26 protein-coding genes and 2 pseudogenes are annotated in these 23,568 nt (G+C 63.4%); 11 read left to right on the top strand and 17 right to left on the bottom strand.

What is annotated here, in order from left to right; genetic code table 11:
• The first annotated feature begins 108 nt into the window (after positions 1–108).
• Together J1M81_RS06350 and J1M81_RS06345 are read left to right on the top strand one after the other, a co-directional pair.
• Complete coding sequence (locus J1M81_RS06350; RefSeq protein WP_158514256.1) at positions 109–852, top strand: EAL domain-containing protein; 744 nt, start codon at positions 109–111, stop codon at positions 850–852.
• Between the two features lie 140 nt (positions 853–992).
• Positions 993–1,325 carry a DUF3140 domain-containing protein gene (locus J1M81_RS06345; protein WP_032387659.1) on the top strand — a complete coding sequence of 111 codons (333 nt, stop codon included), beginning with the start codon at positions 993–995 and terminating at the stop codon, positions 1,323–1,325.
• A 112-nt stretch (positions 1,326–1,437) separates the two neighbouring features.
• Here the strand turns inward: J1M81_RS06345 and J1M81_RS06340 are convergent, their stop codons facing one another.
• Together J1M81_RS06340 and J1M81_RS06335 are read right to left on the bottom strand one after the other, a co-directional pair.
• Positions 1,438–1,872 (bottom strand): GNAT family N-acetyltransferase, encoded by a 435-nt coding sequence (locus J1M81_RS06340; protein WP_206497761.1) that lies wholly within the window; start codon positions 1,870–1,872, stop codon positions 1,438–1,440.
• Positions 1,873–1,903: 31 nt separating this feature from the next.
• Positions 1,904–2,323 (bottom strand): DUF4234 domain-containing protein, encoded by a 420-nt coding sequence (locus J1M81_RS06335; protein WP_027495463.1) that lies wholly within the window; start codon positions 2,321–2,323, stop codon positions 1,904–1,906.
• A gap of 214 nt (positions 2,324–2,537) precedes the next feature.
• Between J1M81_RS06335 and J1M81_RS06330 the strand changes: the two genes are divergently transcribed.
• A complete protein-coding gene (locus J1M81_RS06330) occupies positions 2,538–2,930 on the top strand; it encodes an ankyrin repeat domain-containing protein (protein ID WP_283348701.1) in 393 nt (130 codons plus the stop codon).
• 2 nt (positions 2,931–2,932) lie between these two features.
• On the opposite strand, the gene J1M81_RS06325 is transcribed toward J1M81_RS06330, so the two are convergent.
• The 4 genes from J1M81_RS06325 to J1M81_RS06310 all read right to left on the bottom strand — a co-directional run bounded on the left by J1M81_RS06325 (position 2,933) and on the right by J1M81_RS06310 (position 7,280).
• Positions 2,933–5,071, bottom strand: a complete 2,139-nt coding sequence (locus J1M81_RS06325) for a catalase (RefSeq protein WP_206497759.1) — start codon at positions 5,069–5,071, stop codon at positions 2,933–2,935.
• Positions 5,072–5,141: 70 nt separating this feature from the next.
• Positions 5,142–5,786 (bottom strand): GAF and ANTAR domain-containing protein, encoded by a 645-nt coding sequence (locus tag J1M81_RS06320; protein WP_206497758.1) that lies wholly within the window; start codon positions 5,784–5,786, stop codon positions 5,142–5,144.
• A 215-nt stretch (positions 5,787–6,001) separates the two neighbouring features.
• The gene (locus J1M81_RS06315; protein WP_206497757.1) at positions 6,002–7,054 is read right to left on the bottom strand and encodes a YihY/virulence factor BrkB family protein; all 1,053 of its coding nucleotides are present in this window, start codon (positions 7,052–7,054) and stop codon (positions 6,002–6,004) included.
• A 73-nt stretch (positions 7,055–7,127) separates the two neighbouring features.
• Entirely contained in the window at positions 7,128–7,280 is a 153-nt protein-coding gene (locus J1M81_RS06310; protein WP_206497756.1) for a hypothetical protein, read from the bottom strand.
• Positions 7,281–7,387: 107 nt separating this feature from the next.
• Here J1M81_RS06310 and J1M81_RS06305 point away from each other — a divergent pair, with 107 nt between their 5' ends.
• Together J1M81_RS06305 and J1M81_RS06300 are read left to right on the top strand one after the other, a co-directional pair.
• Positions 7,388–8,458, top strand: coding sequence for an NAD-dependent epimerase/dehydratase family protein (locus J1M81_RS06305; protein ID WP_206497755.1), 1,071 nt, complete (start codon positions 7,388–7,390; stop codon positions 8,456–8,458).
• A gap of 42 nt (positions 8,459–8,500) precedes the next feature.
• Positions 8,501–8,779, top strand: a pseudogene (locus J1M81_RS06300) (VOC family protein); the annotation flags it as partial.
• 69 nt (positions 8,780–8,848) lie between these two features.
• Here the strand turns inward: J1M81_RS06300 and J1M81_RS06295 are convergent.
• Positions 8,849–9,700: pseudogene (locus J1M81_RS06295) on the bottom strand (bile acid:sodium symporter family protein); the annotation flags it as partial.
• Positions 9,701–9,793: 93 nt separating this feature from the next.
• Positions 9,794–10,474 carry a FadR/GntR family transcriptional regulator gene (locus J1M81_RS06290; protein WP_308051226.1) on the bottom strand — a complete coding sequence of 227 codons (681 nt, stop codon included), beginning with the start codon at positions 10,472–10,474 and terminating at the stop codon, positions 9,794–9,796.
• Positions 10,475–10,525: 51 nt separating this feature from the next.
• Here J1M81_RS06290 and J1M81_RS06285 point away from each other — a divergent pair, with 51 nt between their 5' ends.
• A complete protein-coding gene (locus J1M81_RS06285; RefSeq protein ID WP_241257709.1) occupies positions 10,526–12,340 on the top strand; it encodes a 2-isopropylmalate synthase in 1,815 nt (604 codons plus the stop codon).
• Here the strand turns inward: J1M81_RS06285 and J1M81_RS06280 are convergent, their stop codons facing one another.
• Positions 12,341–13,480: an alpha/beta fold hydrolase gene (locus tag J1M81_RS06280; protein ID WP_206497751.1), complete on the bottom strand. Its 1,140-nt coding sequence runs from the start codon at positions 13,478–13,480 to the stop codon at positions 12,341–12,343.
• Positions 13,481–13,664: 184 nt separating this feature from the next.
• Between J1M81_RS06280 and J1M81_RS06275 the strand changes: the two genes are divergently transcribed.
• Positions 13,665–14,072, top strand: coding sequence for a hypothetical protein (locus J1M81_RS06275; protein WP_206497750.1), 408 nt, complete (start codon positions 13,665–13,667; stop codon positions 14,070–14,072).
• Here J1M81_RS06275 and J1M81_RS06270 read toward each other — a convergent pair whose 3' ends face one another.
• A complete protein-coding gene (locus J1M81_RS06270; protein ID WP_206497749.1) occupies positions 14,073–14,873 on the bottom strand; it encodes a hypothetical protein in 801 nt (266 codons plus the stop codon). It lies immediately after the preceding gene.
• 135 nt (positions 14,874–15,008) lie between these two features.
• Between J1M81_RS06270 and J1M81_RS06265 the strand changes: the two genes are divergently transcribed.
• From J1M81_RS06265 to J1M81_RS06250, 4 genes are read left to right on the top strand one after another with little or no spacing between them, the layout of a single operon-like run.
• A complete protein-coding gene (locus J1M81_RS06265) occupies positions 15,009–16,892 on the top strand; it encodes a hypothetical protein (RefSeq protein WP_206497748.1) in 1,884 nt (627 codons plus the stop codon).
• Positions 16,889–17,053, top strand: coding sequence for a hypothetical protein (locus J1M81_RS06260; RefSeq protein ID WP_167326471.1), 165 nt, complete (start codon positions 16,889–16,891; stop codon positions 17,051–17,053). The genes J1M81_RS06265 and J1M81_RS06260 overlap by 4 nt, the downstream gene beginning before the upstream one ends.
• 1 nt (position 17,054) lies before the next feature.
• A complete protein-coding gene (locus J1M81_RS06255; protein WP_241257708.1) occupies positions 17,055–17,474 on the top strand; it encodes a hypothetical protein in 420 nt (139 codons plus the stop codon).
• The gene (locus J1M81_RS06250) at positions 17,471–18,787 is read left to right on the top strand and encodes a hypothetical protein (RefSeq protein ID WP_206497747.1); all 1,317 of its coding nucleotides are present in this window, start codon (positions 17,471–17,473) and stop codon (positions 18,785–18,787) included. The genes J1M81_RS06255 and J1M81_RS06250 overlap by 4 nt, the downstream gene beginning before the upstream one ends.
• On the opposite strand, the gene J1M81_RS06245 is transcribed toward J1M81_RS06250, so the two are convergent.
• From J1M81_RS06245 to J1M81_RS06215, 7 genes are all read right to left on the bottom strand, one after another.
• On the bottom strand, positions 18,748–19,056 hold the full coding sequence (locus J1M81_RS06245; protein ID WP_206497746.1) for a hypothetical protein: 309 nt from the start codon (positions 19,054–19,056) through the stop codon (positions 18,748–18,750). The two genes, J1M81_RS06250 and J1M81_RS06245, sit on opposite strands and share 40 nt — an antisense overlap.
• A 45-nt stretch (positions 19,057–19,101) precedes the next feature.
• The gene (locus J1M81_RS06240; RefSeq protein WP_206497745.1) at positions 19,102–20,277 is read right to left on the bottom strand and encodes an NAD(P)/FAD-dependent oxidoreductase; all 1,176 of its coding nucleotides are present in this window, start codon (positions 20,275–20,277) and stop codon (positions 19,102–19,104) included.
• Positions 20,278–20,368: 91 nt separating this feature from the next.
• Positions 20,369–21,031, bottom strand: coding sequence for a TetR/AcrR family transcriptional regulator (locus J1M81_RS06235; RefSeq protein ID WP_206497744.1), 663 nt, complete (start codon positions 21,029–21,031; stop codon positions 20,369–20,371).
• 177 nt (positions 21,032–21,208) lie between these two features.
• The gene (locus J1M81_RS06230; RefSeq protein WP_206497908.1) at positions 21,209–21,397 is read right to left on the bottom strand and encodes a hypothetical protein; all 189 of its coding nucleotides are present in this window, start codon (positions 21,395–21,397) and stop codon (positions 21,209–21,211) included.
• A 162-nt stretch (positions 21,398–21,559) separates the two neighbouring features.
• Complete coding sequence (locus J1M81_RS06225) at positions 21,560–21,880, bottom strand: hypothetical protein (protein WP_228139338.1); 321 nt, start codon at positions 21,878–21,880, stop codon at positions 21,560–21,562.
• Positions 21,881–21,921: 41 nt separating this feature from the next.
• Positions 21,922–23,136 carry a hypothetical protein gene (locus J1M81_RS06220; RefSeq protein WP_206497743.1) on the bottom strand — a complete coding sequence of 405 codons (1,215 nt, stop codon included), beginning with the start codon at positions 23,134–23,136 and terminating at the stop codon, positions 21,922–21,924.
• An 8-nt stretch (positions 23,137–23,144) separates the two neighbouring features.
• The gene (locus J1M81_RS06215; RefSeq protein WP_308051224.1) at positions 23,145–23,477 is read right to left on the bottom strand and encodes a hypothetical protein; all 333 of its coding nucleotides are present in this window, start codon (positions 23,475–23,477) and stop codon (positions 23,145–23,147) included.
• Positions 23,478–23,568 lie beyond the last annotated feature (91 nt).

Raw genomic sequence — 23,568 nt, 5'->3', positions numbered from 1 at the left:
GGGCACTGCTGACCAGTTTCGGCGATCGGGATCCGGATGCCGTCCTTGCCGCGATGCGCCCGGTTGCGGCTCCTGTTCGGCTCCACCCGGTGGTTCGGGTGTGGAATCGTGCCGTTGGCTAGGGCCGCGTCGACACCGCTGCGCTCGACACTGCTGCGGTCGCGGCGTCGGGTGGAGGTTGTCATTGCCGGCGGTGGTCCGGACATTGTCTTTCAGCCGATCGTCCGTGCACGCGATGGCGTGATCGAGGGATACGAGGCCCTGTCGCGTTTCCCTGCGGGTGGCGGTGACACCGAGGCGTGGTTCGCCGATGCAGCGCAGTGCGGCCTCGGTCCTGCTCTGGACAGATCTGCAGCCGTCAAGGCATTGGGAGAATCAGCGCGTCTGCCGGATGGTTGCTTCGTTGCCGTGAACCTCAGTGCTGCAACGCTACTGGTCGATGCTGCCCTCGTGGATGTGCTGCTCGACTTCGGCCGACGACGGTCACTGGTAATCGAGCTCACCGAACATGCCGCCCAGGACGACGAGGACGCGGTGATGGCGGTGTTGGCCGAACTTCGACGCGGCGGCGTCGCTGTCGCAGTGGACGATGTGGGATCCGGGTACGCAGGTATGCGGCAGCTTGTCGTGCTCGAGCCGCAGATCATCAAACTCGACGCGTTCGTCGTTCACGGCATGAAAGGCAATCGCGTGAAGTCGGCCTTGGCCGAACTGGTGCTCGAGTTCGCGCGAAAAACCGAGGCCAGGTGCGTGTTCGAGGGCATCGAGACCGACGACGACCTCGAAGCGGCCACGTCGATCGGGGCCGACCTGCTGCAGGGCTTTCGAGTGGGCCGCCCTGCGGCGGTGTAGTCAGATCTGACCAGCAGGTTGAGTACCGCCCAACTGTGGGTATGCGGCGGACTAGGAACGAGACGAGTTCCGAAGGCCGATGCGGTCGAACGGGAGACACGCGGCACCACCACTGAGGGTGAATCGAAGGAGACGGACTGATGGCCGATGACGACAGTGACATCAAGACGGAGTTCGATGACCTCGTCAACATGACGGCGAAGGAACTCGACGAGTTTCTCGGCACCGACGACTCGAAGGACGTCGGGCAAAAGAAGGAGGGCGGTGAGTCGACGGGCCACGAGAGCGGCCGCCGCATCGTCGAAATCCTGAAGACGAAGAAGGCGGACCTGTCCGACGACGACTACGAGCACATGCGAAAGGTCGTCGGCTACTGCAAACGACACCTTGCGCAGCGGCCCGACGGGGACATCACCGACACCAAATGGCGCTACTCACTGATGAACTGGGGCCACGACCCGAAGAAGAAGTGATCTCGCTTCGCTGACGGGAGGTTTGCTCCACTCGGGGCCTCGGTCGCGAGGATTCCCCGACTCGGGGCCCAGAGTGGAGCACAAGTTGCACACGCACCGACACTGGGCTGATTCAGCTGGGATGGGTGGACATCTTCACGTGCGGGATTCCCGCTTCCAGGTATTCCTCGCCCATCCGAACGAATCCGAATCGGCCGTACCACTTTTCGAGGTGGGCTTGCGCGGACATCTCGACCACTCCGGGGTATGCATCGAGGGCGGCCTCGACGAGCTGTCCGGCATATCCGCGCCCACGCCCCGCAGCAGCAGTCGCGACGCGGCCGATGTGGACCGAATCGTCGACGAGCACTCGGAGAGTGACCAACACCTCTCCGTTTTCGTCCTGGATCCAGAACAGTTCGGTCGTCGGAAGTAGGTCTGCGCCATCGAGTTCGGCCTCGTCGACGATCTTCTGTTCGTGCACGAATACCGCGACCCGCAGCGCCATGATGCGGTACAGGGTGCTCGGGTCGACGCGCGAGAGCGGTGCGTGATGGAGGGTGGTCATCGTGTCCGTTTCGTCGTTTCGGTTTCGGGATTCACACCGCGAGCGGCACAACGGTTCCCGGCGGTACGTCGTTGTATCGGGCCGTGATCTTGTTCAGTTCCAGCTGGTAGTACAGGGACTGCAGGCCGAAGACGAACGTGAGCAGAAGTCCGACGACCGAGCTGCACGTCGGCTGAAGGCCGGCTGCGCGTTGGGCGTCGGCGATGCGGTTTCCGGTGTTGTAGTAGCTGATCAACGGCGCGATGATGGTCCAGCCGAGGAGGAGCAGAACCAGCAGTGGGCCGACGACCGGCGGGTCGACCTTGCGTCGGTCGAAGTCCGCCATCTCACGGTGGATGAGGTAGTACCAGACGAAGTGGTAGATGCCGAGAGTGATGAGCGGCAACAGAATCCAGACCACAACGGGATTTCGCCGCTTCATAGCGCTACCTTGGGCAACCGGACCGGTCATGACGCTCCCCCCACCTTGTCGGACACGACAGACGCCGCATGTCCGTGGACCGCACGATTCTCCCACGTCGGTGGGTCCGTACGCGAGGTCTCGCTCCGTGCGGGAACACTCCGCACGGTCACTACACGAGCATGCGGTCGATAGAACGGATCAGCGGTCGATTCAGATCGACGATGCTTGGTTGGAACCTCACTGCTCGGGGGATCATGTGTTGGTGGACGACGACGATGTTCTGGCGGTGTTTCGGCATGCATTCGACTGCGCGCGCAGCGGTGACGCCTCGTGGTTGCAGTCGTTCTTCGAGGCCGGAGGATCCGTCGACCTGACCAACGACAAGGGCGACACACTGCTGATTCTGGCGGCGTATCACGTACAACCGGGTGCGGTGAGCACGCTGCTCACGCTGGGGGCTGCGGTGGATCGCGTGAACGACAACGGCCAGACAGCATTGGCGGCCGCGGTGTTTCGTCGGTCGACGCCAATTGTGCGGATGTTGCTGGAGGCAGGCGCGGACCCCGCAGCCGGAGCTCGATCGGCACACGCAATCGCCCAGTACTTCGAGTTGGACGACATGGCAGCGATGCTGACCGAGCCCCAGTCGGGGTAGCCCTACTCCCTGGCCTTGGCCTTGGCTGCCCGCTTACGAGCAGGCTTGTCGGGGACTGCAGGCGGGATGTTCGACGCCATCACCGCGGGGGCACGATCCCAGGCTCGGTGCAGTCCGACCGCAGCGAACAATGCGTCGTTGAACGCTTTCACCGCTGTCTCGCCGATGACGACGCCTGCGTCGTCGGCACCGATTCCGGCCTGCTCGAGCAGTGCCGCTCCGTCGCCCCAGGCACCCATCGCTTTGCAATGACGGAATGCTTCCTGCAGCAACAGGATCAGCTTGATGTCGTTCGTCGGCGTCGTTCCGCCCGCGACGACGAAGGCGTCGAACTCGATCGAACGAACTGTCAGGAATGTTCGCTCGACCACCTGAGTGCGCATGCCTTTGCCGAGGATGCCGCCGGCCGCAGCGATGACGTGCACTGTGGCACCGCGGCGCGCGGCTGCCGTCCGTAGCTTGCCGATTCCGGACAGGTCCGATCCGGCGTCGGCGATGACGCCGATCTTGCGTCCGGCAATCGGTCCCGGAGCCTCGACGATCTGAGACAGTGCGGGGGAGAGCAATACGTCCTCAGCGGGTGTGCCGACGGGTGCAGGCAGGCCGAGACCGGCGGCGACGCGCTCGCACAGATCGGCGTCGACGTTCGAAAGAACCTCGAGTTCACGTTCCTTGATCGATTGCTCGAACACTTTGCCCAGCTCGAACGTGAATGCCTCGACGAGGTGATCCTGCTCGACGGCACTGAGGCTGCGATAGAACATGGTGGGCTGAGTGAAGTGATCGTCGAAGGATGCGGGGTTCGCTCGTACCGCGCGGCCCTCGATGAGGCGTTCAGTTTGCACGTAACCGTGGTCCTTCTCACCTGCTACCGCTGGTTCTCCGTCGTCGACCGAGTTGCTGAGGTACGGGGCAAGGCCGGTGTGAACGGCGGTCTGGTGCATACCGTCTCGCAGCATGTCGTTGACAGGTGCATTCGGTCGATTGATCGGCAGTTGCGAGAAATTGGGGCCGCCGAGACGCGTGATCTGGGTGTCCAGGTAAGAGAACAGACGCGCCTGCATCAGCGGGTCGTTGGTGACTTCGATGCCCGGCACCAGGTGGCCCGTGTGGAACGCGACTTGCTCGGTTTCGGCGAAGTAGTTCGTGGGGTTCGCGTCGAGGGTGAGCTTGCCGATGGGTTGCACCGGAACCAGTTCTTCGGGAACGATTTTCGTGGGATCGAGCAGATCGATACCCTCGTAGGTCTCGGTGCCGTCGTCGGGCATGACCTGGATTCCGAATTCGTATTCCAGTGGGGCACCGGCCTTGATGCCGTCGGACATGTCGCGTCGATGGAAGTCCGGATCGACGCCCGCGGCGATCTGGGCTTCCTCCCACACCAGTGAATGCACTCCGGCGAGCGGCTTCCAATGAAACTTCACGAGCCTGGTCTCGCCGTTCTCGGCCACGAGGCGGAACGTGTGGACGCCGAAGCCTTCCATCGTGCGATACGAGCGCGGGATACCTCGATCGCTCATGTTCCACATGACGTGGTGAGTTGCCTCGGTGTGCAGCGAGACGAAGTCCCAGAACGAGTCGTGTGCCGACTGAGCCTGCGGCAGTTCGATATCGGGCTGCGGTTTGCCGGCGTGAATGATGTCCGGGAACTTGATGCCGTCCTGGATGAAGAAGACGGGCATGTTGTTTCCGACCAGGTCGAAGGTTCCTTCGTCGGTGTAGAACTTGACCGCAAAACCGCGGGTGTCGCGGACCGTGTCGGCAGAACCACGCGATCCGAGAACGGTCGAGAATCGCACGAAAACCGGTGTCCGCTTACCCTTCTGGGCGAGGAATCCTGCCTTGGTCACGGTCTTCGCCGACCCATAGGACTCGAACGTTCCATGTGCGGCGGCACCGCGTGCGTGCACGACGCGCTCCGGAATCCGCTCGTGGTCGAAGTGGGTAATCTTCTCGCGAAGATGGAAGTCCTCGAGCAACGTCGGGCCTCGATCGCCCGCCTTGAGCGAATGATCGGTGTCGGGTAGACGTACGCCTTGCGCAGTGGTCAGGAAATCACCGGTTTGGGCTCTCGTATCGCGAGCTCCGGTCGGGCCGTTGGGTGCCGGCGACGATTGATCCGGGCGAGGGATGGGTGGCATGTTCGGCCTTCTTTCGTTGTTGGAGCTGTCAACTCGGACGTTCGTGGTCGATGGACGGTGGGCTTCGATGTCACGCGCTCCCCGGGTCGTCGTAGAACAAGCCGTCTCCGCGGACGATGTCGAACGCGAGGGAGGAGATCGAGCGGGCATCGGCGTAGGCACGGGCACGCAGCCGCGCGGTTGCCTCGTCGAGCGACACATGCAGACGCTCGGCCAACACACCGACCGCAATGTTGATGTCGGACCGAGCGAAGCGAAATGCGCCCTCGGGTGGTCGAAGTGTCGACTCGTCGAAAAAATTCGGTCGGGCTGCCACTTCTCCGACGACGATGTCACCGAGGGTCGACGCCGCAGCCTGGGCAGCGGCGATCTGTTGTGTCGTCATCGTTCCTGACTTTTGGGTGTAGAGCTCGAGGACCCCGAGTCGAGCACCACCACTGAACAATGGGAACGCGTACACCCCATGCACGTCGAGCTCCTGAAGAACTTCCGACGCGAACGACGGCCATCCCGTGGTATCGGGCCGATTACCGATGTCCGGGTGTAGTTGCGGCTCCCCGGTGACGAAGGCATCGATACAGGGGCCCTCGCCGGTGGTGAATTGGAGTTCGTCGATGCGGGCAGCTTCGGAGTTCGTGGCGTACAGCAGATCCCGAGCATCGGCATCGTCGGTGAGGATGGCGACCGCGGCCCCGTCCGCGCCGGCGTCGGTCACACACCTCTTGCTGACTCGTACGACCCCCTCCAAGTGGTGTCCGTACATCGGCGCGCCGAAGCTATCCGAGTCCGGGGCGTGCACGCGTCGGGACTGTTCCGTATTTTCTTCCTCCGCCACTTTGCCCTGCCTCTCTGTGTTATCCGAACCTCGACACCCGATCAGCGCACCACGCGGAACTGTTTCATCGATCGGTCGGTGGCGTACGGCATGATTCACGGAGTCCGGTTGTGTTCCTCCCGCAATTTGCGACCCTCCTCGACAGCCTGCGCATCCTTTTCGTCGTTCTTGTCCGATACCCGGGTGTCGCGGGGCGGCAGTTGCAGGCGTTCTTCGGCGACGATTCCGGCCTGGAGTTGGCGGCCGCGTTCGAGTTCGGAGTCCAGTTCGGCACCGAACAGCAAGGCCAAGTTGGTGATCCACAGCCACAGCAGGAACACGATGGCTCCGGCGAGGGAGCCGTAGGTCTTGTTGTAGCTGGAGAAGTTGGCAACGTAGAAGCCGAACGCGACGGTGGCGAGAATCCATACGATGATGCCGACCGCGGCACCGGAACTGATCCATTTGAACTTGGGCTGCTGCACATTCGGCGTTGCGTAGTACAGAATGGCGACGGCGAGTACCACCACGATCAGGACGAGCGGCCACCGTGCGATGTTCCAGATCGTCAGCGCGGTGTCGCCCAGTCCGACGGCGTCGCCCACAGCTTTGGCCACGGGGCCACTGATCGCCAGCATGACGGCGGCGAGCGCGATGAGGACCAGGGCGATGAGCGTGACCAGAAGCATCACAGGGCGCAGCTTCCAGATGGGCCGTCCCTCGTCCACCTCGTACATGCGGTTCATCGCGCGGCCGAATGCGCCGACGTAACCGGACGCCGACCACAGTGCGCCTGCGATACCGATGATCAACGCGAACCCGGCAGTGGGCGCTTGGACGAGCTGTTCGATGGTCGGACGCAACGTGTCGACAGCGGATTGCGGGCCGAGATCGCCGACGACCTGCAGGACGCCGTCGACCGTGGCCTGTCCTTGGCCGAACACGCCCAGCAACGACACGATGGCCAGGATGGCGGGGAAGAGCGAGAGCACGGCGTAATAGGTCAACGCGGCTGCAAGGTCGGTGCACTGATCCCGGGAGAACTCACGGGCAGTCTTCTTCAGAACATAGATCCACGACGGCTTGGTCAGATCGGCGGGAGAGTCCGCTTTGCGCGGGTCGTCCGGATCTGCCTCGGTGGGTGCGGGTGATGCTGCTGAATCGGCCATGGCGGTCGCATACCCGGGGTTGTTCGGTGGAAACCGGGAAATGCGACCGCCATGGCGGTGGTTCGATGCGTCGTCAGTTCACTTCGTTGCGCTCGTGCTCGGTACGCGACTCGAGGTCGCTGTCGTCGAGATGCTTCGGCGTCTTGGCGTGCTCTTTGTGGTCGGGGTGAGCATCCTCGGTGGGGATCATGACGTCGTCGAGGGTCGGTTCGTTGTTTTCAGTCATGGTTATTCGATGCCCGGGAGGTTGGCGGCTCAAACTCGTGAATCACGTCGGTTTCGATCGACGCACACGAGGGCACTTCGACTGGGGGCGATCACCGGAGGTAGAAGATGCGAACAGTCGTCGTCGGAGCAACCGGAAATGCCGGTACGGCCCTGCTGCGAGCGTTGGCACGGGATCGTCCGAACGATTCGGTTGTCGGGGTCGCGCGGCGTCCACCGGAAACTGAATCCCCGTTCCCGACAAAGGAGTGGGTATCGCTGGACGTGACGGCCGCCGACGCCGCGGATCGCCTGCGCGCGGTGATGCGTGATGCAGATGCAGTCGTCCACTTGGCCATCGCCTTCCAGCCGATGCGTGATCGCGATTATCTGCGGGCAGTCAATGTCGACGCAGTGCGCACGGTGGCAACTGCCTGTGCGGACGCCGGAGTTCCTCATCTGGTGCACATGTCTTCCGGCGGGGTGTACGCACCGGGGTCGTACGGCGAGAAGGTCGACGAGTCGTGGCCGAGAACGGGGGTGTCTTCGTCGACGTACAGCATGGACAAGGCTGCCGCCGAGGATGTGCTCGATGAGTTCGAGGCAGCGCATCCTGATGTCGCGGTCGCTCGAATCAGGCCGGGCCTGATCGGGCAGTACGAGTTCGGAAGCGCGCTGTTGCGTTACGCCCTACCCGATCTCGTGCCGTCGGCAATCGTCGATCATCTTCCGATCCTGCCCATCGACAGGTCGTTCGCTGTTCCGGCCGCACACAGCGACGATGTCGCCGATGCCATCGTGCGAGTGCTGGATAGGCGTGCAACCGGGCCCTACAACCTCGGCGGCCCGACGCCCGTACGAGCCCACGACGTGGCCGACGCGTTCGGTGCCCGCATCGTGCCTGTGCCCTCTCGGGTGTTGTCCGCTGCTGCGCGCCTCGGCTTCGAGACCCACGTGTCCGCAGTCCATCACGGTTGGGTCGATCTCGCGTTCGCCACCCCGATGTTGAACACCGACCGCGCTCGACGGGACCTGGACTGGACTCCGCGAATCGATGGTCCGGACGTGGTCCGAGAGGTCATTCGGGGTATGCGCGACAACGCGGGTGCGTCCACCACGTCCCTGCGCTCGCGTACTGCGAAGGACCGCCTGCGAGCATTCGGTCGACGGGGATTCATTTCTCGCGCGAAAAGGCCGTGAACACGACATGTTCGGCGCCGGGGCAGGTGTAAATTCCCGCCCATGGCATGTCGAATCAGTGAACTCGTACTCGGAGGTCGCGATCCCGAGGCCTTGGCATCGTTCTGGTGTGAGGTGTTGGACTTCGTCGTATTGGACAGGGAGGGTGACGGTTCCGTCGAGATCGGTGCGCGCGACGGTTTCGGCGGCTCGCAGCCGACCATCATCTTCATCCCCAGTGAGAATCCCGAGCCGGCGAAACCTCGACTGCACATCGACGTCAATGCAACCGATCGAGATCAGGACGCCGAGCTCGAACGACTGCTCACTCTCGGCACCCGTCGACCGTCTGGACCAGTAGCTGGCCAGCAGCGATCCGGATACGTTGTGCCACACCGAGAAGATCGCCGCGGGGAGTGCTGCAGCGGGTGAGAAGTGTACCGAGGCCAGTGCCGCTGCCAAGCCCGAGTTCTGCATACCGACTTCGATGCTGATCGCACGACGGCTGGCGACATCGAGTCCGCATGCCCTACCGATTCCGTAGCCCACCGCGAGCCCCAGCGAGTTGTGCAGCACGACGGCAACGACGATGAGGGCACCGATCGACAGCAGGGTCGGCGCGCTGGCGGACACCACGAGGACAACCACAGCGGTGATTCCGGCGACCGAGACGAGCGGCAAGGCGTCGAGCATGCGATCGATGATCCTCGGGAACAGCAGCCGCAGTACAACTCCCAGTACGACGGGTACCAGCACGATCTGCAGGATCGAGACGAACAATCCGCCTGCATCGACCGGCAGGTATTCGCCTGCGAGCCATAGAACCAGCAGTGGTGTGAGTATGGGCGCGAGGAGTGTGGACACCGACGTCATCGCCACCGACAGTGCGGTGTCACCCTTGGCGAGGTAGACCATCACGTTGGACGCGGTGCCGCCCGGTGCGGATCCGACGAGCACCATCCCGGCAGTGAGCGCTGCGGACAGACCGAGCACATTCGCGATACCGAGACCGAGGAGCGGCATTGCGATGAACTGCGCTGCGACGCCGAGCAACAGTGCCCATGGGCGACGCGCCACCACGGCGAAGTCGGAGAGCCGCAACGTCATTCCCATGCCGAGCATGATGATCGACAACAACCACGGAACCGCGGGTGTCCCGCCGCTGAACGTGTCGGGGGTGATCAAGGCCAGAGCACCCGCCGCGACGACGATCAGGGCAAACCATTTGCCGGTGAATTCGCTGACGGTCTTCAGCTGGGGCATGTGGAGACTCCAAAGGTGGTGGTCGAGGCGTCGGAAGTCTAGCCGGATTCTGTACTCGGACGGTGTTAGTAGCTGGCCTTAACTGGCCTTTGCTCACGTCGGTGGAGCGATGGTCGTCGACAACTCCCGCAGATGTGTGCGGGTGAGCGTGTGTGCGCGGTGCTCGTCGCGTGCGGCGATAGCCTCGACGACGTGTGTGTGGGCGTCGTGGTCTGTGTCCTCTCCGAACACGCCCTTGATCTTCAGCATGTCGATCATGGCGGTCCGTAGCCGTGGAGCCATGGAGTCGAAGAGTTCGAGCAGGATGTCGTTGTGTGATGCGACCACGATGGAGCGGTGAAAAGCCATGTCCGCCTCGACCAGATCGACCGCGTCGGCGCGGGCGGTGTTGCGTAGCTCGAGTGAGCTACGGATCGCGTCGAGGTCGGCGGGAGTGCGTCGGGCTGCGGCGAGAGCTGCTGCCTCACCTTCGATGGCGAGGCGGGCTTCGAGGACCGCGGTGATGTGTGCGCGCTGGAGAACTCTGTCCCAGTCCGTCCGCGCCTCGTCGATCGATTCGACAAAGACTCCGGATCCCTGCCGGGTGACGAGAATTCCGCGCCCCGCCAGTTGTCTGATGGCCTCGCGCATCGTCGATCGGCCGACGTCGAACATGGGGGCAAGGGTGGTTTCACCTGGCAGTTTGGTGCCGACCGGCCACTCACCGGACTGAATTTTGGCATGCAACAGTTCGGCGGCCTGATCGGCCAACGAGGTTCGGCGTATCGCGGTCACAGTCGAAGAATACTCCTCAGCTTGTCTGAGGAGTGGTGCTACATTGCTCGTATGCGCACAGATTTCCCCACTCTGTCCACTCCCGCCGGACCCGTTCCTGCCGGCGCGCCCACCTGGAATCGGCAACGGCACTCCCAGATGCCGTCGCATCGTTACCGTGACGTCTACGCCAAGGTCGACATTCCGCTGACCCGGCGTCGCTGGCCGGAGCGACGGTTGACCGAGGCGCCGCTGTGGGTGCCGGTCGATCTGCGCGACGGCAACCAAGCGTTGCCCGAGCCGATGGATCCTGCCCGCAAAAAACAGTTCTTCGAGTTGATGGTTGCGATGGGCTACAAGGAAATCGAAGTCGGGTATCCCTCGGCATCGCAGACCGATTTCGATTTCGTGCGGCTGCTGGCACACACCGATCTGGCACCCGACGACGTCACCGTGGTCGTCTTCACCCCGGCTCGACGCGACCTGATCGAGCGAACCGTGGAGTCGATCCGCGGAATCACCAACGACGTCGTGATCCACATGTACACCGCCACGGCTCCTACGTGGCGCGAGGTCGTGCTCGGCCGGGAGGCCAACGAGCTTCGCTCACTGATACTTTCGGGCGCAGCCGACGTTCTCGAACTTGCCGGCGACCTGCCCAACGTGCGATTCGAGTTCTCACCCGAGGTCTTCAATCTCACCGAACCCGACTACGTCCTCGATGTCTGCGATGCGGTGACGACTCTGTGGGACGCGACGCAGCAGCGGCCGGTCATCCTGAATTTGCCTGCCACAGTGGAGGTCACGACGCCGAATGTCTATGCGGACCAGATCGAGTACATGAACGACAACCTTGCGCGACGAGACAGCGTAATCCTGTCGGTGCATCCACACAACGACCGCGGGACCGGCATTGCCTGCGCCGAGCTGGCCGTCCTGGCCGGAGCGCAGCGGGTGGAGGGCTGCGTATTCGGCAACGGCGAGCGCACCGGAAACGTCGACATCGCCACTCTCGCATTGAATTTGCACGCACAGGGTGTCGATCCCATGATCGACTTCTCCGACATCGATCAGATTCGACGCACCGTCGAATACTGCAACCAGCTCGAGATTCACCCGCGGCATCCGTATGTCGGCGACCTCGTACACACCGCCTTCAGCGGTACGCACCAGGACGCCATCAGGAAGGGTTTCGTCGAGCATCGCACTCGGGCGCTGAGCGAAGGCCGTTCCGAGCGGGACATCGAATGGCGCGTGCCGTACCTGCCGATCGACCCCGACGACATCGGTCGCTCGTACGACGCGGTCATTCGCGTGAATTCGCAGTCGGGCAAGGGAGGAATCGCGTACCTCCTCGAAACCAACTACGGCATCGAACTTCCGCGTCGCCTGCAGATCGACCTGGCCCGGCACGTGCAGGCCCGGACGGATTCGATCGGCACCGAACTGTCGGCAGAGCAACTCTGGGACGTCTTCCAGGAGGTGTACATCGGTGTCGCCGAACCCGACGTAGCCCTGATCGGTTTCGACTCTCACGACGACGACGGGTCCGCCGACACCTGCATCACGTTGAAGATCGACTGCACGTCCTTCGAGACATCACACACGGGAGTCGGCCCGGTCGAGGCACTTGTCGACGCGTTGTCCGCCCATGGCCGGCACGTGGACATCCTCGGTCTGACGCAGACCAGTGTGCGAGCCGGCAACGACAGTGATGCGGTCTCGATGCTCGAATATCGCACTGCCACTGGGCCTCGATGGGCGGCAGGGATCGATCGCTCCGTTCTGTCCTCCACCCTCGACGCAGTCCTTCGTGCCGCCGGCTCGGCGACCCAGCGGGACTACGTGCTCGGCAGTGATCGTCGTCCACCGCATGTCGGTGGCTGATCAGCGCAACATGTCGAGTATGCGGGGCAGGGCGTCGTCGACGGTTGCGGCAATGACGTCGTAATGAGTGGCACCGGGTACAGGCAGGTAGGTCACGTCGCGGATGCCCTGTGCCGCCAGTTCCGCAGCGAGGGCGGTCGTCAGAGCCGGCGGCACGACGGTATCGGCAAGCCCCTGCTCGATGGTCACCGGCCGTGTGTAACCGGTGGTCGGTACGGATAAGTAGTCGCGGATAGCCGAGGTCATGGCGGGGTCGGAGAGCGATCGAGCCAGGAGCTGTTGTGGTGCAACGCCACTGGCCTTCTGTCGTAGGTCGCTGATGCAATTGTCCTCTGCATGCGCCAGGTAGTCGCGCCCCAGTTCGCTGAGATAGCTGTTCACGTCGAGATCCGGCCGAGAATCCCTGAGCCCGTACAGGACGTAGATCAGGGTGGCCGTGATGTTGTCGAGAGGTGCGATTCGGGGAGTGGTGGGTGAGAGCAGCGGAAGGACGGCTTCGAGGTTCGACGACGGTGCGAACGACATCACCCCGCGAAAATCCGACCGTTCTCCGTAGATGTCGGCGCGAGCCCCGGTGGTGAGTGCTGCTGCGCCGCCCTGAGAGTGTCCGGCGGCAACCCAGGTGCGCGACAGCTCGGGAAGTTCGTCTGCGGCAGCGCTGACGATGTCAGTGACGGCGTTGGCCTCCGAGATGCTGTTCAGGTAGTGGTGGGCGTCGGTGGTTCCGAGTCCGATGTAGTCCGTCGAGACAACGGCCGTGCCGCTTCGTAGCAGCTGGGTGAGCAGGGGCTTGGACAGCTCGACGGCCATGGGGTCCTCGGCGGCACCGTCGTCGAGTGCTGTGCTCAGGGCGCATGAATCACCCACGCCGACGGTCCCTTTGGCCCACGACACGACCGGCCATCCTCCCGGTGGTGGTGTGCCGGAGGGGAGGTAGACCTGTCCGCGGGCAATCGCGCCGCGCCCGTGCTCGTCGGTGGTTGCGTAGGACAGTGCGTAACCCGCTGCGGCACCGTCGATCAGCCGCGGAAGCACATCGATGGACGTTGCCGGTGCCGCGTCGGCGATGGGGGTGAGAAGTCCCGCGCCGCCGAACACTGCCACCGCTGCAGGCAGAATCAAGATGGTGCGAATCTTCATGGCTTCCTTCGGTTCGACCGTCCATGGCGACGTTCTGCCCGAACCCGCCCCGCAGGCAGAGTACACAGGGGCGCAGCTGAAACTGGTCTGAATAGAACGAGACCAATCGGACTTGTTCTGGCAGAATCGACAACTACGCCGGGGTGCGGCCGCAACCGAAGGACGACGAACACATGACGTCACCGTGAACAAGCTATCGACGGTGGCACTGCTGATCCTGTTGGGTGCAGCCGGAACGTTCAACGGAATGTCGTTGACCTCCGACCCCACCGGGCGGTCGCTGGGCTTGGATGTCGACATGCTCCCTGCGTGGCATACCTGGGACTACCGCATCTCCGGGCTGTTCGTGCTGATTTTTCTCGGACTCGGATCGTTGATCTCGGTTGCTGCTGTGCTCGTCGATGCATACGACGCTCCGACGTGTGTCGTGTTCGTGGGGTTGGTGACCATCGGGTGGGTGGTGTGGCAGATCCTGGTACTCGATATCGACGCGCCCCGCGCCCAAATCCCCCTCACCCTGTTGGGGGTCGCGTTGACCGTCCTCGCAATCGGACAGTTCCGCGCGCGTGCCCGCGACCGCAGCCGGCAGTAGTTACAAGCCGGCTGATCCGAGGAGTGCTTCGCCCGGATCGACGACCGCCACGACGGCAGCGACGAAGAGCAGCGCCATCCCGATCGTCATCAGCGCGCCGAGTGACCCGAGGGTGACGAACATTCGACGGTGAGCAGCGTCTGTCGTGTCCGCCGATCTGTAGCCTCGGAAGGTGATCACGGTTCCGGTACCGACAACGGCGATCACCACACCCGTCGCGACGATCACCGCCCAGTTGTAATGCTCGACCTGCGTGAGCAGCTCGAGCAGAGGCGGCCTCGTATCTCCGCTCCGCACACCGTTGTCGATCAGTGACTGCGCCGTCTTCCCGTCCGCGTCGTCGTCGTCGTCGGAGAGCATCGGAAGCAGGGCGACGACGGGAGCGACCGTCGACTGGATGTTGATCACGGCCACGAACACCGAAAACAGTGTCAGCACGGTCGCGCTGGTCGCAGCGATCACGTAACCCATTCCGGCAGTCAGGGATCGCCTCCACAGCGTCGCTGCCAGCAGGCCCAGAACGGCGGCCAGCAGTACCGAGATGACGATCTTGATGGCGTGCCACGCGAACCAGTAGTCCACCATCTCCGCCAACCCGGGAGGAAAGGTGCGAACACCGCTGCCCCAGTACTCGACCAATCCACGGCCAAGCAGCTCGCTCATGGCGGACTGATCCTGGAACTGGGGATAACTTCCGCGCAGCAGAGCGGCCGGTCCGAGAATGAACGCGGCTACCAATAATGCCCCTGCACATGCCAACAGAACGATCGACCAGCGGCCGCGGTGGATGGGCTTACTCATTGGGTGACTCACGGACGAGAGTCAATCACCGAGAGCTCGGGCGCACATCACTCTGTAGGACTAGGTCGAGGAGCAGCGCGCCACCGATTGTCCCGAACTTCACCGAAACGGCGGCCTGTGGTCCATACTCTGGCTATGGTCAATGTAAGTGTGACGACGGGTAACGTCATTGCTCAGTCGGAAAGCGGAGGCGCGGCGCTGGACCAGGTCTTCGGTATGACGGCAGCCGCGGCCGTCGTGTCGTTGTTTCTGCTGTACCTGGCATTCATGCACCGCACTCGCCGCATCACGTGGCTGGCGAGGCTGGCGGACTACGCGGGATCGAAACTGAACTTGCCCGGCTGGGCTGCGCTTCCGCTGGTCCTGTTCGTCTCGACGATCCTGACGGCATTCTTCGGGTTCATCTGGGACGTGAGCCTGCACATCGGACGAGGGCGCGACGAGGGACCACTGGCCAACCCGGCCCACTACTTCATCCTGGTCGGCTTGTTCTTCCTGTTCATCGCGGGCGCGCTGGCGATCATCCTGCCGCTCGACGAGAAGCCCGGTCGTGCGGCCGTCAAGATCACCCGCACCTGGTACGCGCCCACGGGCGGTCTGCTGATCGCGGGCAGTGGTCTGTATGCGCTCATCGGTTTTCCGTTGGACGACATCTGGCACCGCATCTTCGGCCAGGACGTCACGCTGTGGGGGCCGACGCACCTGATGCTGATCGGCGGTGCCGGACTGTCTCTGATCGGCGTCCTGCTGCTCGAGCACGAAGGCAGACTGGCGCTCGCCGCAGCACGGCAGACCTCCCCCGACGAGGTGGACGAAACTGCGCAGGGCCCCAGGCGCTCGGTGTTGTCCTGGATTCTCAAGGCCAGCGCCTTCGGTGGCCTCCTCATCGGACTGTCGGTGTTCCAGATCGAATTCGACTTCGGAGTCGAGCAGTTCCGGTTGGTGTTCCAACCGATGCTCATCGTCGGTGCCGGCGCGTTCGCACTCGTCGCCGCACGACTTGTCGTGGGACGGGGCGCGACTCTGTTCGTCGTCGCATTTGCCGCGGTCATTCGCGAGCTGACGGCATTCGTCGTCGGTCCAGTTCTGGGTGAACCGCACAACGTCTTCGCGCTGTTCCTCGGGATCGCGGTGGTGGTCGAACTCGTCGGTCTCACTCCGCTCGTGGTGCACAGACTTCGATTCGGAATGCTCGCAGGATTCGCTGCCGCAACCGTGGGCCTGTGGCTCGAATCATTGTGGATTGACGCGGTATTCGTCTACCCGTGGCCGACGTCGATGTGGGTCGAGACGCTTGCGATGGCAATACCCGTCGGCGTCATGTGTGGGCTGACGGCGGGACTGTTCGCGCAACTGCTCAGCGGTGACGGGCTGCCGGCACCTGCTGTCCGGCGCACGATCGTCGTCGCGTTGGTACTCGTACTCGGCGGCGCGACAGCCAACGGTTTGATGATCGATGTACCGGAAAACGCAACGGCGACGGTCACTCTCGCCGATGCCGCGCCGCAGGACGGTGGCCGCATGGTGACGGCGACGGTCCGTCTCGATCCAGCCGATCTGGTGTCCGACGACCCCGAATGGGTGGCGATCCTGGCATGGCAGGGAGCCGGTGACACTCTGCGTGGTCTGGTCGTCGATCGTCTCGAACGAACCGGGCCCGGGATGTATCAGTCGACCCGTCCGGTTCCGGCGCACGGAACGTGGAAGACGTTCCTGCGTATCCAGGACGGTCGAACGTTGACCGGAACGCCGATCTTCATGGCGGCCGATCCCGGCATCGGCGCATCCGAGGTCTCGGCCGACGCCCAGTTCACACGGCAGCTGCAGAGCGAGACCGCGCTGCTGCAGCGTGAGCGGAGCTTCGATCACCCGGCGTGGCTGTTCGGTGCCGCATCACTGGTTGTGCTCGTCTGCACTCTGGCATTGATCTGGGCTCTGTCGTGGGGCGCAGTGCGCATCAGTACCGAGACCCCGGGAGCATCGGTATCCCGCAGGACGCTGGATTCGAGCTCCGTATGACGGCAGCATCCGACGTCGTCTATCTCGCCGATCACTCTGTGGTGTTGGCCATTCCGGCAGTCGCGCCCGCGTTGATCATCGTGGCCGCGGTGCTGTACGTCGTCAGGAAGGACCGCCGGGCGGAGCGCGCAGAGAAACTCGAACAAGAAGGAGAGCACTGACATGGGACTGTCGCCACTGCGGGCAGCGATCATCGGATGTGCAGCGGTGGCGTTGGTGGCCGGCTGCGGATCGTCGTCCGGCGGTACCTCGCCCACCGCGGCAGAACCGGTGCCCAGCACCGACTCCACCGCGTCGGTGTCCGCGCAGCCCGATATCCTGCGGATGAATCTGTCGATCGACGGCGGCACGGTCGAGCCGACCAATCAGCGCCTCGACGCCTCTGTGGGGCAGACGATTTCGATGTCCATCACCAGTGATGTCACGGACGAACTGCACGTGCATTCGGTTCCCGAGCACACCTACGAGATCGAGCCGGGTAAAGATCAGCTGTTCACGTTCACCGTCGACGTGCCCGGACAGGTGGATATCGAACTGCACCATAGCGATCGCACTGTCGCCACGCTCGTCGTTCGTCCGTGATTCTCGCCCACGGCCTCGGCGGGTCGACCGATCTGCCGATCCCGGTCACCTACGCCCTGATCGGAGGGGCGTGGGCGCTGGCGGCGTCGTTCGTGCTGTTGTTGTTCGCGTGGCGTCGCCCCAGGCTCGACCCCGCGCGTGTCGTCGTGGCGTTGCCGCGGACGACGGTGGTGGCCGATTCGGCGGTGGTCCGGGGGCTCGTCTGGACCTTGTCGGTGCTGCTGGCGGGCACTGTCGCCCTAGCATCGGTCTGGGGGCCACAGGATTCCAGCAACGCGTTGCTCGGCACCTTTTACGTTCTGGTGTGGGTGGGCATCGTTCCGGCGTCGCTGGTGTTCGGGCCGTTCTGGCGGATCGTGTCTCCGATGCGGGCACTACACCGGGTCGTGTGCGGCCTGTTGCGTCGTCCGACGTCGTCGGCGATAGTCGCCTACCGTCGCGAATGGGGCTGCGTACCAGCAGTTGTCGGTCTCTTCGCGTTCGTCTGGCTCGAACTGGCCTCACCCGACTCGGGCTCGGTACCGGCTGTTCGTCTGTGGTGCGCGGTGTACGTCGTGTCGATGGCGGTCGGTGCGGCGATCTTCGGCGACGAATGGTTCTCTTGTGCAGACCCTTTCGAGGTATACAGCGACACCTTGTCCCGGTTGTCTCCACTCACCCGAGATGCCGCGTCCGGCCTTCTGGCGCTGCGGTCACCGCTCGACGGTGCGGTGAGCCTGCCGGTGCAGCGGGGCACGGTGGCAGTGCTCGCCGTTCTTCTCGGGTCCACCGCCTTCGACAGTATCGGGCAGATACCGGCATGGCGTTCGTTGGTCGACGAATCCGCTCTCGGATCGGTGCCGACGAGAACTCTGGGGTTGATTGCCGTGATCTGCGTTGTCGGCGCGGCGTTCTGGAGTGCGGCCCGTGCCACCGGAGGAGTGTCACGTAGTCGTCGCTCCGCGCTACCCGGCCTGCTCGCCCATTCCCTGATCCCGATCGTGGTGGGTTACATGACGGCTCACTACCTCACGTACTTCGTCGAAAAGGGCCAGCAGACAATCATTTCGCTGTCGGATCCACTCGGTAATGGTGCGAATGTACTGGGGCTGCGGGATGCATCGGTCTCCTACGTCCTGTCCAACCACCCGCCGGTTGTCGCCGGTATCGCCGTCCTGGCGGTCGTGGTGGGGCACCTGGTGGGCATCATCCTCGCCCACGACGCGTCGCTGCAAACTCTGCCGAAAGAACACGCGGCCACCGGTCAACTCGCCATGATGGTCGTGATGGTGCTCTACACATTCGGTGGATTGTTCCTGCTGTTCGGTGCGTGATCGGGCCGCCCGCGCCGGACCCTGACAATCGTCACCGCTGCCAACACCAACCCGGCGAGTGTCATGAAGTCGGACTCGGTGAGACCCCGTTCTGCGTCGAGCACGTACAACGTTCGGCCTTCGATAGGGGCGTTGAAGAACAGCCACAGCACCGAGACGACACCCAGTGATATCGCCGCGGGCCACGACGGCCTGGCCAGAGACCATGCTGCTGAGGCGAATACGGCGTTCATCAGAACGAGGGCATGGAACGGATCGATAGATGGCACCGGTACATCATGACGGAGTGCGTGACAGACGACGACATCCTGAGCTCAGCGTTCACCGCGACAGAACACCCGCGCTTCGGGATTTGCCGAGATGACGGGGGTGACTCCGGTGATCAGGTCGATCATCCCGAACGGGGAGCGTTCCCCGAGGCAGAGGTCGAGCGTCTCGTGTGACTGGATGGCCACCACTACGCTTCGGATGAACATGGCCTTCTCGTAGACGGACACGGCTGCATCGATGTTGCCGCGGTGATCGGAGATCGCGCGAGCGAGTTCTGCGCCGTCGAACATCGCCAGATTGGCGCCGTCCCCGGAGGGAGGCATCAGGTGTGCGGCATCGCCCACGAGGGTCACTCCCGGCGCGGGATCCCAGCGGTGGTCGTTGGGGAGCGTGAAAATCTTTCGGGGAACTAGCGCGGTCTCGCCATCGGTGATCAACGCAGTCAATTCCGGTGCCCACCCATCGAATTCGGCTGCGACCGTCGCTTTGGCCGAGGCGGCGTCGGTGAAGTCGATCGCGTCGATCCAGTCGACGCTGCGATTGAGCTGAACGTACGTGTGCAGGATGTCGCCGGCCTCGCGGTGCACGGAGATTCCCTTACCCGGGGTGAGGGCGAACATCGCACCGCCGCCGACTGCGCGTGCCGTCGCGGGGTGACGTGCGTCGACGTCGTGCAGGTAGGTCTCGACGAAGACGGTACCCACGTATTCGGGTTGGGCAGCCGAGAGCAGGGATCGGACTCGTGACCACGCGCCGTCGGCCCCGACGAGCAGATCGCTGACCGCCGTGGTTCCGTTCGCGAACTCGAGTGCGTGTTGTCCATTGCCCAAGGGGCGGACGGAGGTGAGCTTGTGCCCCCACTGAACGGTGCCGGCCGGCAGTGAGTCGAGCAGAATGCGTCGCAGGTCGCCGCGCAGTACTTCCGGTCGACCTCCGGTGCCGTCGTCGGGTTCGTCGAGTAGAGCCTCGCCGTCGGGGCGTAGGACGCGAGTCGCTTCGCCTCCCTCGTGAATGATGGCGCGGAACTGTTCTGTGAGTCCGGCCGCGGCGAGGGCGACCTGCCCGTCGTCCTCGTGGATGTCGAGCTGCCCGCCCTGGGTACGCACGTCAGGCGCGGCGTCGGCCTCGTAGACCGTCGCGGCGATTCCGTGCACGTGCAGTACCCGTGCCAGCACCAGGCCGCCGAGCCCCGCACCGATGATCGAGATGGATGAACCCATGACTGTCTCCGCTCCTAGTTGGAACACTGTTCCAACTAGGAATGGAACACTGTTCCAAAGCTGTCAAGCGGGGTAAGCGCTAGCGACTGACTCAACTGCGGTCGATACCGGCCAGGATGATGTCGACACCGGCCTGAAACTGTTCTCTGTCGTCATGCTCGGCGAATTGCGACGCGATTCGGGTGAGGAACGGATAGTCGCCGGTATCCGTCACCGCGGAGCGTGTGGAGTCGAGAAATGTCGCGCGGTCCGTCACCGTGGCGGCCAATTGCCTCCCGGCATTGCGCTGGCTCGCAGCCCCGAGAGCGTGGTACATGAGCACGGACGCGGCATCGAACTGCTCATTCTCCGGAATTCCGCGGACGTCCAGTTCGGTTCCGATGCGGTCGAACAGATGCATGACGGCCGGCTGCCACGGTGCGCCGGCGAGTTGCGTCGCCACCCATGGCCGCGTGGTGATCATGTCGAACACCCTCATCATCACGCCCCGAATGTCCTGTTCTGTCGGCTCGTTCTCGGGCGAGGATTCCAAGACCGACGCCATGACGGCTTTGGCCGCTGCCGCAAGTAGATCTTCCCTGTTCCCGACGTGGTGATAGAGCGCCCCGGCACCAGTGGACAGGTGTGCGGCGAGGGTGCGAAACGTCAAAGCGTCGGTGCCACCCTCGTCGAGCATCTCGATCGCTGCCTGCACGATGCGCACTTTGGACAGTGCATCGGAACGTCGCGCGGGTGTCGGCTTCTTCTCAGGCATGCGCAAATCCTGCCACAACTGGAACGGTGTTCCATGCCTGAATGCGGGTAGCCGGTGCCGCAATGACCAACTTGGGGCGATCTCGAATTCCCGCACGAGGCAATTCATGCTCCATTCGACGGTTCAGCAGCGGGGATTCCGCCACATAGGGCCCAGAGTGGAGCGACAGTTGCAGCGCTACGACCCGCGCACCACGTCGAATGCCGGCTTGTGGGTGAAGTCCGCCCGCAGCAGTCCGAAGTTCTGTTCGGAGTCGGCGGGGTCGGTTCCGGAGTCACGCAGCGAGTGCACGAAGACCGGCCCGAAATCCATGATGGTGGGCAACCCGTCGCTGAGCACAGTCACCCCGTAATCGACGCGGTGCACGCCGATACCCCGCGGCGTCGGGCATCGGTGGTCTACGTCCCCGGGTCGAGGAATCTATACAACAGCGAGACCGAGATCCACTACTACGGCGAGGGGTAACGGGAACTGGGACAGCGGATGTGGGAGTACCGGAGCGTGTTCCCGAGCGCCGAGTAGGAGGAACTACTGCCACGGAATTCTGTAGGGCAGTTCGTCGTCGGGTGTGGACGGAGCAGATGCGGGGAACCAGATGAGCATGGGGTCGAGCTTCAACTCGGCGACTTCCGGTGGCACTGGGACGGAAAGGGTTTCGATTTCGTTCCAACGGCATTCGCCCGCACCCACCCGCTCCGCATAGGCCTTCAGTTCCGCGGACGCCCCTGGCAGTGAAGCGATGTCGTACATCATCGAACTGTCGACCATGCGTGGCTGGTCGAACGAGGGCAGCGGGGTGCGCTGGACGCGGGCGCGGGTCTCGGCCATAGTGTCGAAGATGTCGGTCATCTTCCGAAGTGCTTGGCGCAGAACGGGATCGTCGGACTCCATCATGCATCTGCCCAGGGTTGCTTATCGGTGCCCAACGAGTACGGGTCCTGCGGTACGTGGTACATCGGGCCCGCATCGGCGGTGGTGAAGATATCCTTGGCGAGATCTGCTCGGTTGAGCCACTTGGTAACCGGTGCGAGCTTCTGCTCGAACTGCTCGTTCAAGTAGCCGCTGGGGCTGGCGACGATTGTGAGAAACTCCTTCAGCGCCGCGATGCCCGTCCGGATCGACTCGTAGAGCGTCATCGCCAGTTCGTATCCGGTGCGGAGAATGTCGTAGACGCGATAGAGCTGATAAGTGATTCCAGCAATCCCGGCTTTCTTGACCAAGAATTCTGCGACTTTCTCGCCGGTGGTCAGATCCAGTTCTTTCTCGACCATCTCACGGACTGTCCTGACCAACGCGTGGGCAGACTCCCTGATCTCCTCGGACGCGCGTTCTGCGACGGCTTCGACTACGCGCCCGCACGCACCCTCCCACTTCATGGCCTCGACTTGCTTGGCGGCGTAGCCCTTGTAGGCCACGGCTGCCAATCCGTTCCATTTCGGATCCACCCGCGAGGTCCCACCAGCCAGTGCTTCGCCGCCGTGTTCCATCGCCTCGCCGGCTATGCGGTAGGCACCCCCAAGTCGCCTGAGGTCATTCCAGTTTCCGCCGACCGGGCGGACCAATTCTTGCAATGGGCTGTGTCCGATCAGGTGCTCGATGGCGTTGTCGATATCACCGAGCCACCCGGCTGCATCGGCGATGGCGGCCGCCAAGTCGTCGGGGAAGGTCGCGGGGGCCGGGTAGTCGATTCCTTCAGGCCGGCCGTAGTGGACGACGTCGGAGTAGTCGTCGACGCTGCCGGTCGCGGCGCGATTCGCGTCGCCGGGGTCGTATCCGGGCATACCGACCGGAAGGCCGTGGGTGTGTCGATTGAGCGCTTCGTAGTTTCTTTGGTCCTGATCCGAGTACAGCCATGCCGCGGTGTTGAGATTGTTGCCGAGTTCTCCGCAATTGACCGCCAGGTGAACGTGCCTGCCGAGCCAGATGTCTTTCATGCCCTCCAGGGGTGCAACGAGCGTCCCGAGGAGTGCTCCCGCCTCGGCCGCATCGGGAACGGCATTCTCGTTGAAGTACTTGTACGACTTCATCGTCTGACTGCTGATCTCGGACACCAGACGTCCGAGGCCGGAAATCTCCTCAGGGAAGGCCCTGAATTTCTCGTCCATGCGAATCCTCAATCCCCTGGCGTTCGACAAAGGCTGGCAATGATGTCGTCGATCGTGCCGCGCGAGATCGACCGGTCTGTCTGTTGTTCGGCCAAGACCATGAACACGGCGATGGTCGCATTCGAAAAGCCCTGCATTGCAACAATGTCGATGGATGCCGCTGGTGGATCGCAGTCGTACTCTTGCAGGAGGTTCGATGCAGTGACGGTGTACCGAACCGCCGGCGCGCCATTGATCTGCAGGTTGATGGGCTCCGAGTGCTGAATAACGGCGTCGTCGTCGGGGGCCTGCCGAAAAATGATGTCAGTTCGACGACTCACTTCCAACGCCGCAGTCTGCACGTCCACTCCGCTACGGCCGGTGATTCCGGTGCTTGCCTTCGAGACTCCGTCCCGAAACTCGGGACAGTAGTCGTATTGGAACTCCGCGAAG

This window comes from Rhodococcus sp. KRD175 (assembly GCF_017168275.1).
Lineage (GTDB): Bacteria > Actinomycetota > Actinomycetes > Mycobacteriales > Mycobacteriaceae > Rhodococcoides > Rhodococcoides fascians.
This window is presented reverse-complemented; position numbering and strand designations above follow the sequence as displayed.

Bases quoted from the DNA above. Each gene is read 5' to 3' on its own strand.
- J1M81_RS06335 (WP_027495463.1), bottom strand. From the start codon at position 2,323: ATGACCGGTCCGGTTGCCCAAGGTAGCGCTATGAAGCGGCGAAATCCC.
- J1M81_RS06345 (WP_032387659.1), top strand. From the start codon at position 993: ATGGCCGATGACGACAGTGACATCAAGACGGAGTTCGATGACCTCGTC.
- J1M81_RS06310 (WP_206497756.1), bottom strand. From the start codon at position 7,280: ATGACTGAAAACAACGAACCGACCCTCGACGACGTCATGATCCCCACC.
- J1M81_RS06340 (WP_206497761.1), bottom strand. From the start codon at position 1,872: ATGACCACCCTCCATCACGCACCGCTCTCGCGCGTCGACCCGAGCACC.
- J1M81_RS06285 (WP_241257709.1), top strand. From the start codon at position 10,526: ATGCGCACAGATTTCCCCACTCTGTCCACTCCCGCCGGACCCGTTCCT.
- J1M81_RS06265 (WP_206497748.1), top strand. From the start codon at position 15,009: ATGGTCAATGTAAGTGTGACGACGGGTAACGTCATTGCTCAGTCGGAA.
- J1M81_RS06315 (WP_206497757.1), bottom strand. From the start codon at position 7,054: ATGGCCGATTCAGCAGCATCACCCGCACCCACCGAGGCAGATCCGGAC.
- J1M81_RS06240 (WP_206497745.1), bottom strand. From the start codon at position 20,277: ATGGGTTCATCCATCTCGATCATCGGTGCGGGGCTCGGCGGCCTGGTG.
- J1M81_RS06260 (WP_167326471.1), top strand. From the start codon at position 16,889: ATGACGGCAGCATCCGACGTCGTCTATCTCGCCGATCACTCTGTGGTG.
- J1M81_RS06255 (WP_241257708.1), top strand. From the start codon at position 17,055: ATGGGACTGTCGCCACTGCGGGCAGCGATCATCGGATGTGCAGCGGTG.
- J1M81_RS06225 (WP_228139338.1), bottom strand. From the start codon at position 21,880: ATGACCGACATCTTCGACACTATGGCCGAGACCCGCGCCCGCGTCCAG.
- J1M81_RS06270 (WP_206497749.1), bottom strand. From the start codon at position 14,873: ATGAGTAAGCCCATCCACCGCGGCCGCTGGTCGATCGTTCTGTTGGCA.
- J1M81_RS06325 (WP_206497759.1), bottom strand. From the start codon at position 5,071: ATGCCACCCATCCCTCGCCCGGATCAATCGTCGCCGGCACCCAACGGC.
- J1M81_RS06305 (WP_206497755.1), top strand. From the start codon at position 7,388: ATGCGAACAGTCGTCGTCGGAGCAACCGGAAATGCCGGTACGGCCCTG.
- J1M81_RS06220 (WP_206497743.1), bottom strand. From the start codon at position 23,136: ATGGACGAGAAATTCAGGGCCTTCCCTGAGGAGATTTCCGGCCTCGGA.
- J1M81_RS06235 (WP_206497744.1), bottom strand. From the start codon at position 21,031: ATGCCTGAGAAGAAGCCGACACCCGCGCGACGTTCCGATGCACTGTCC.
- J1M81_RS06280 (WP_206497751.1), bottom strand. From the start codon at position 13,480: ATGAAGATTCGCACCATCTTGATTCTGCCTGCAGCGGTGGCAGTGTTC.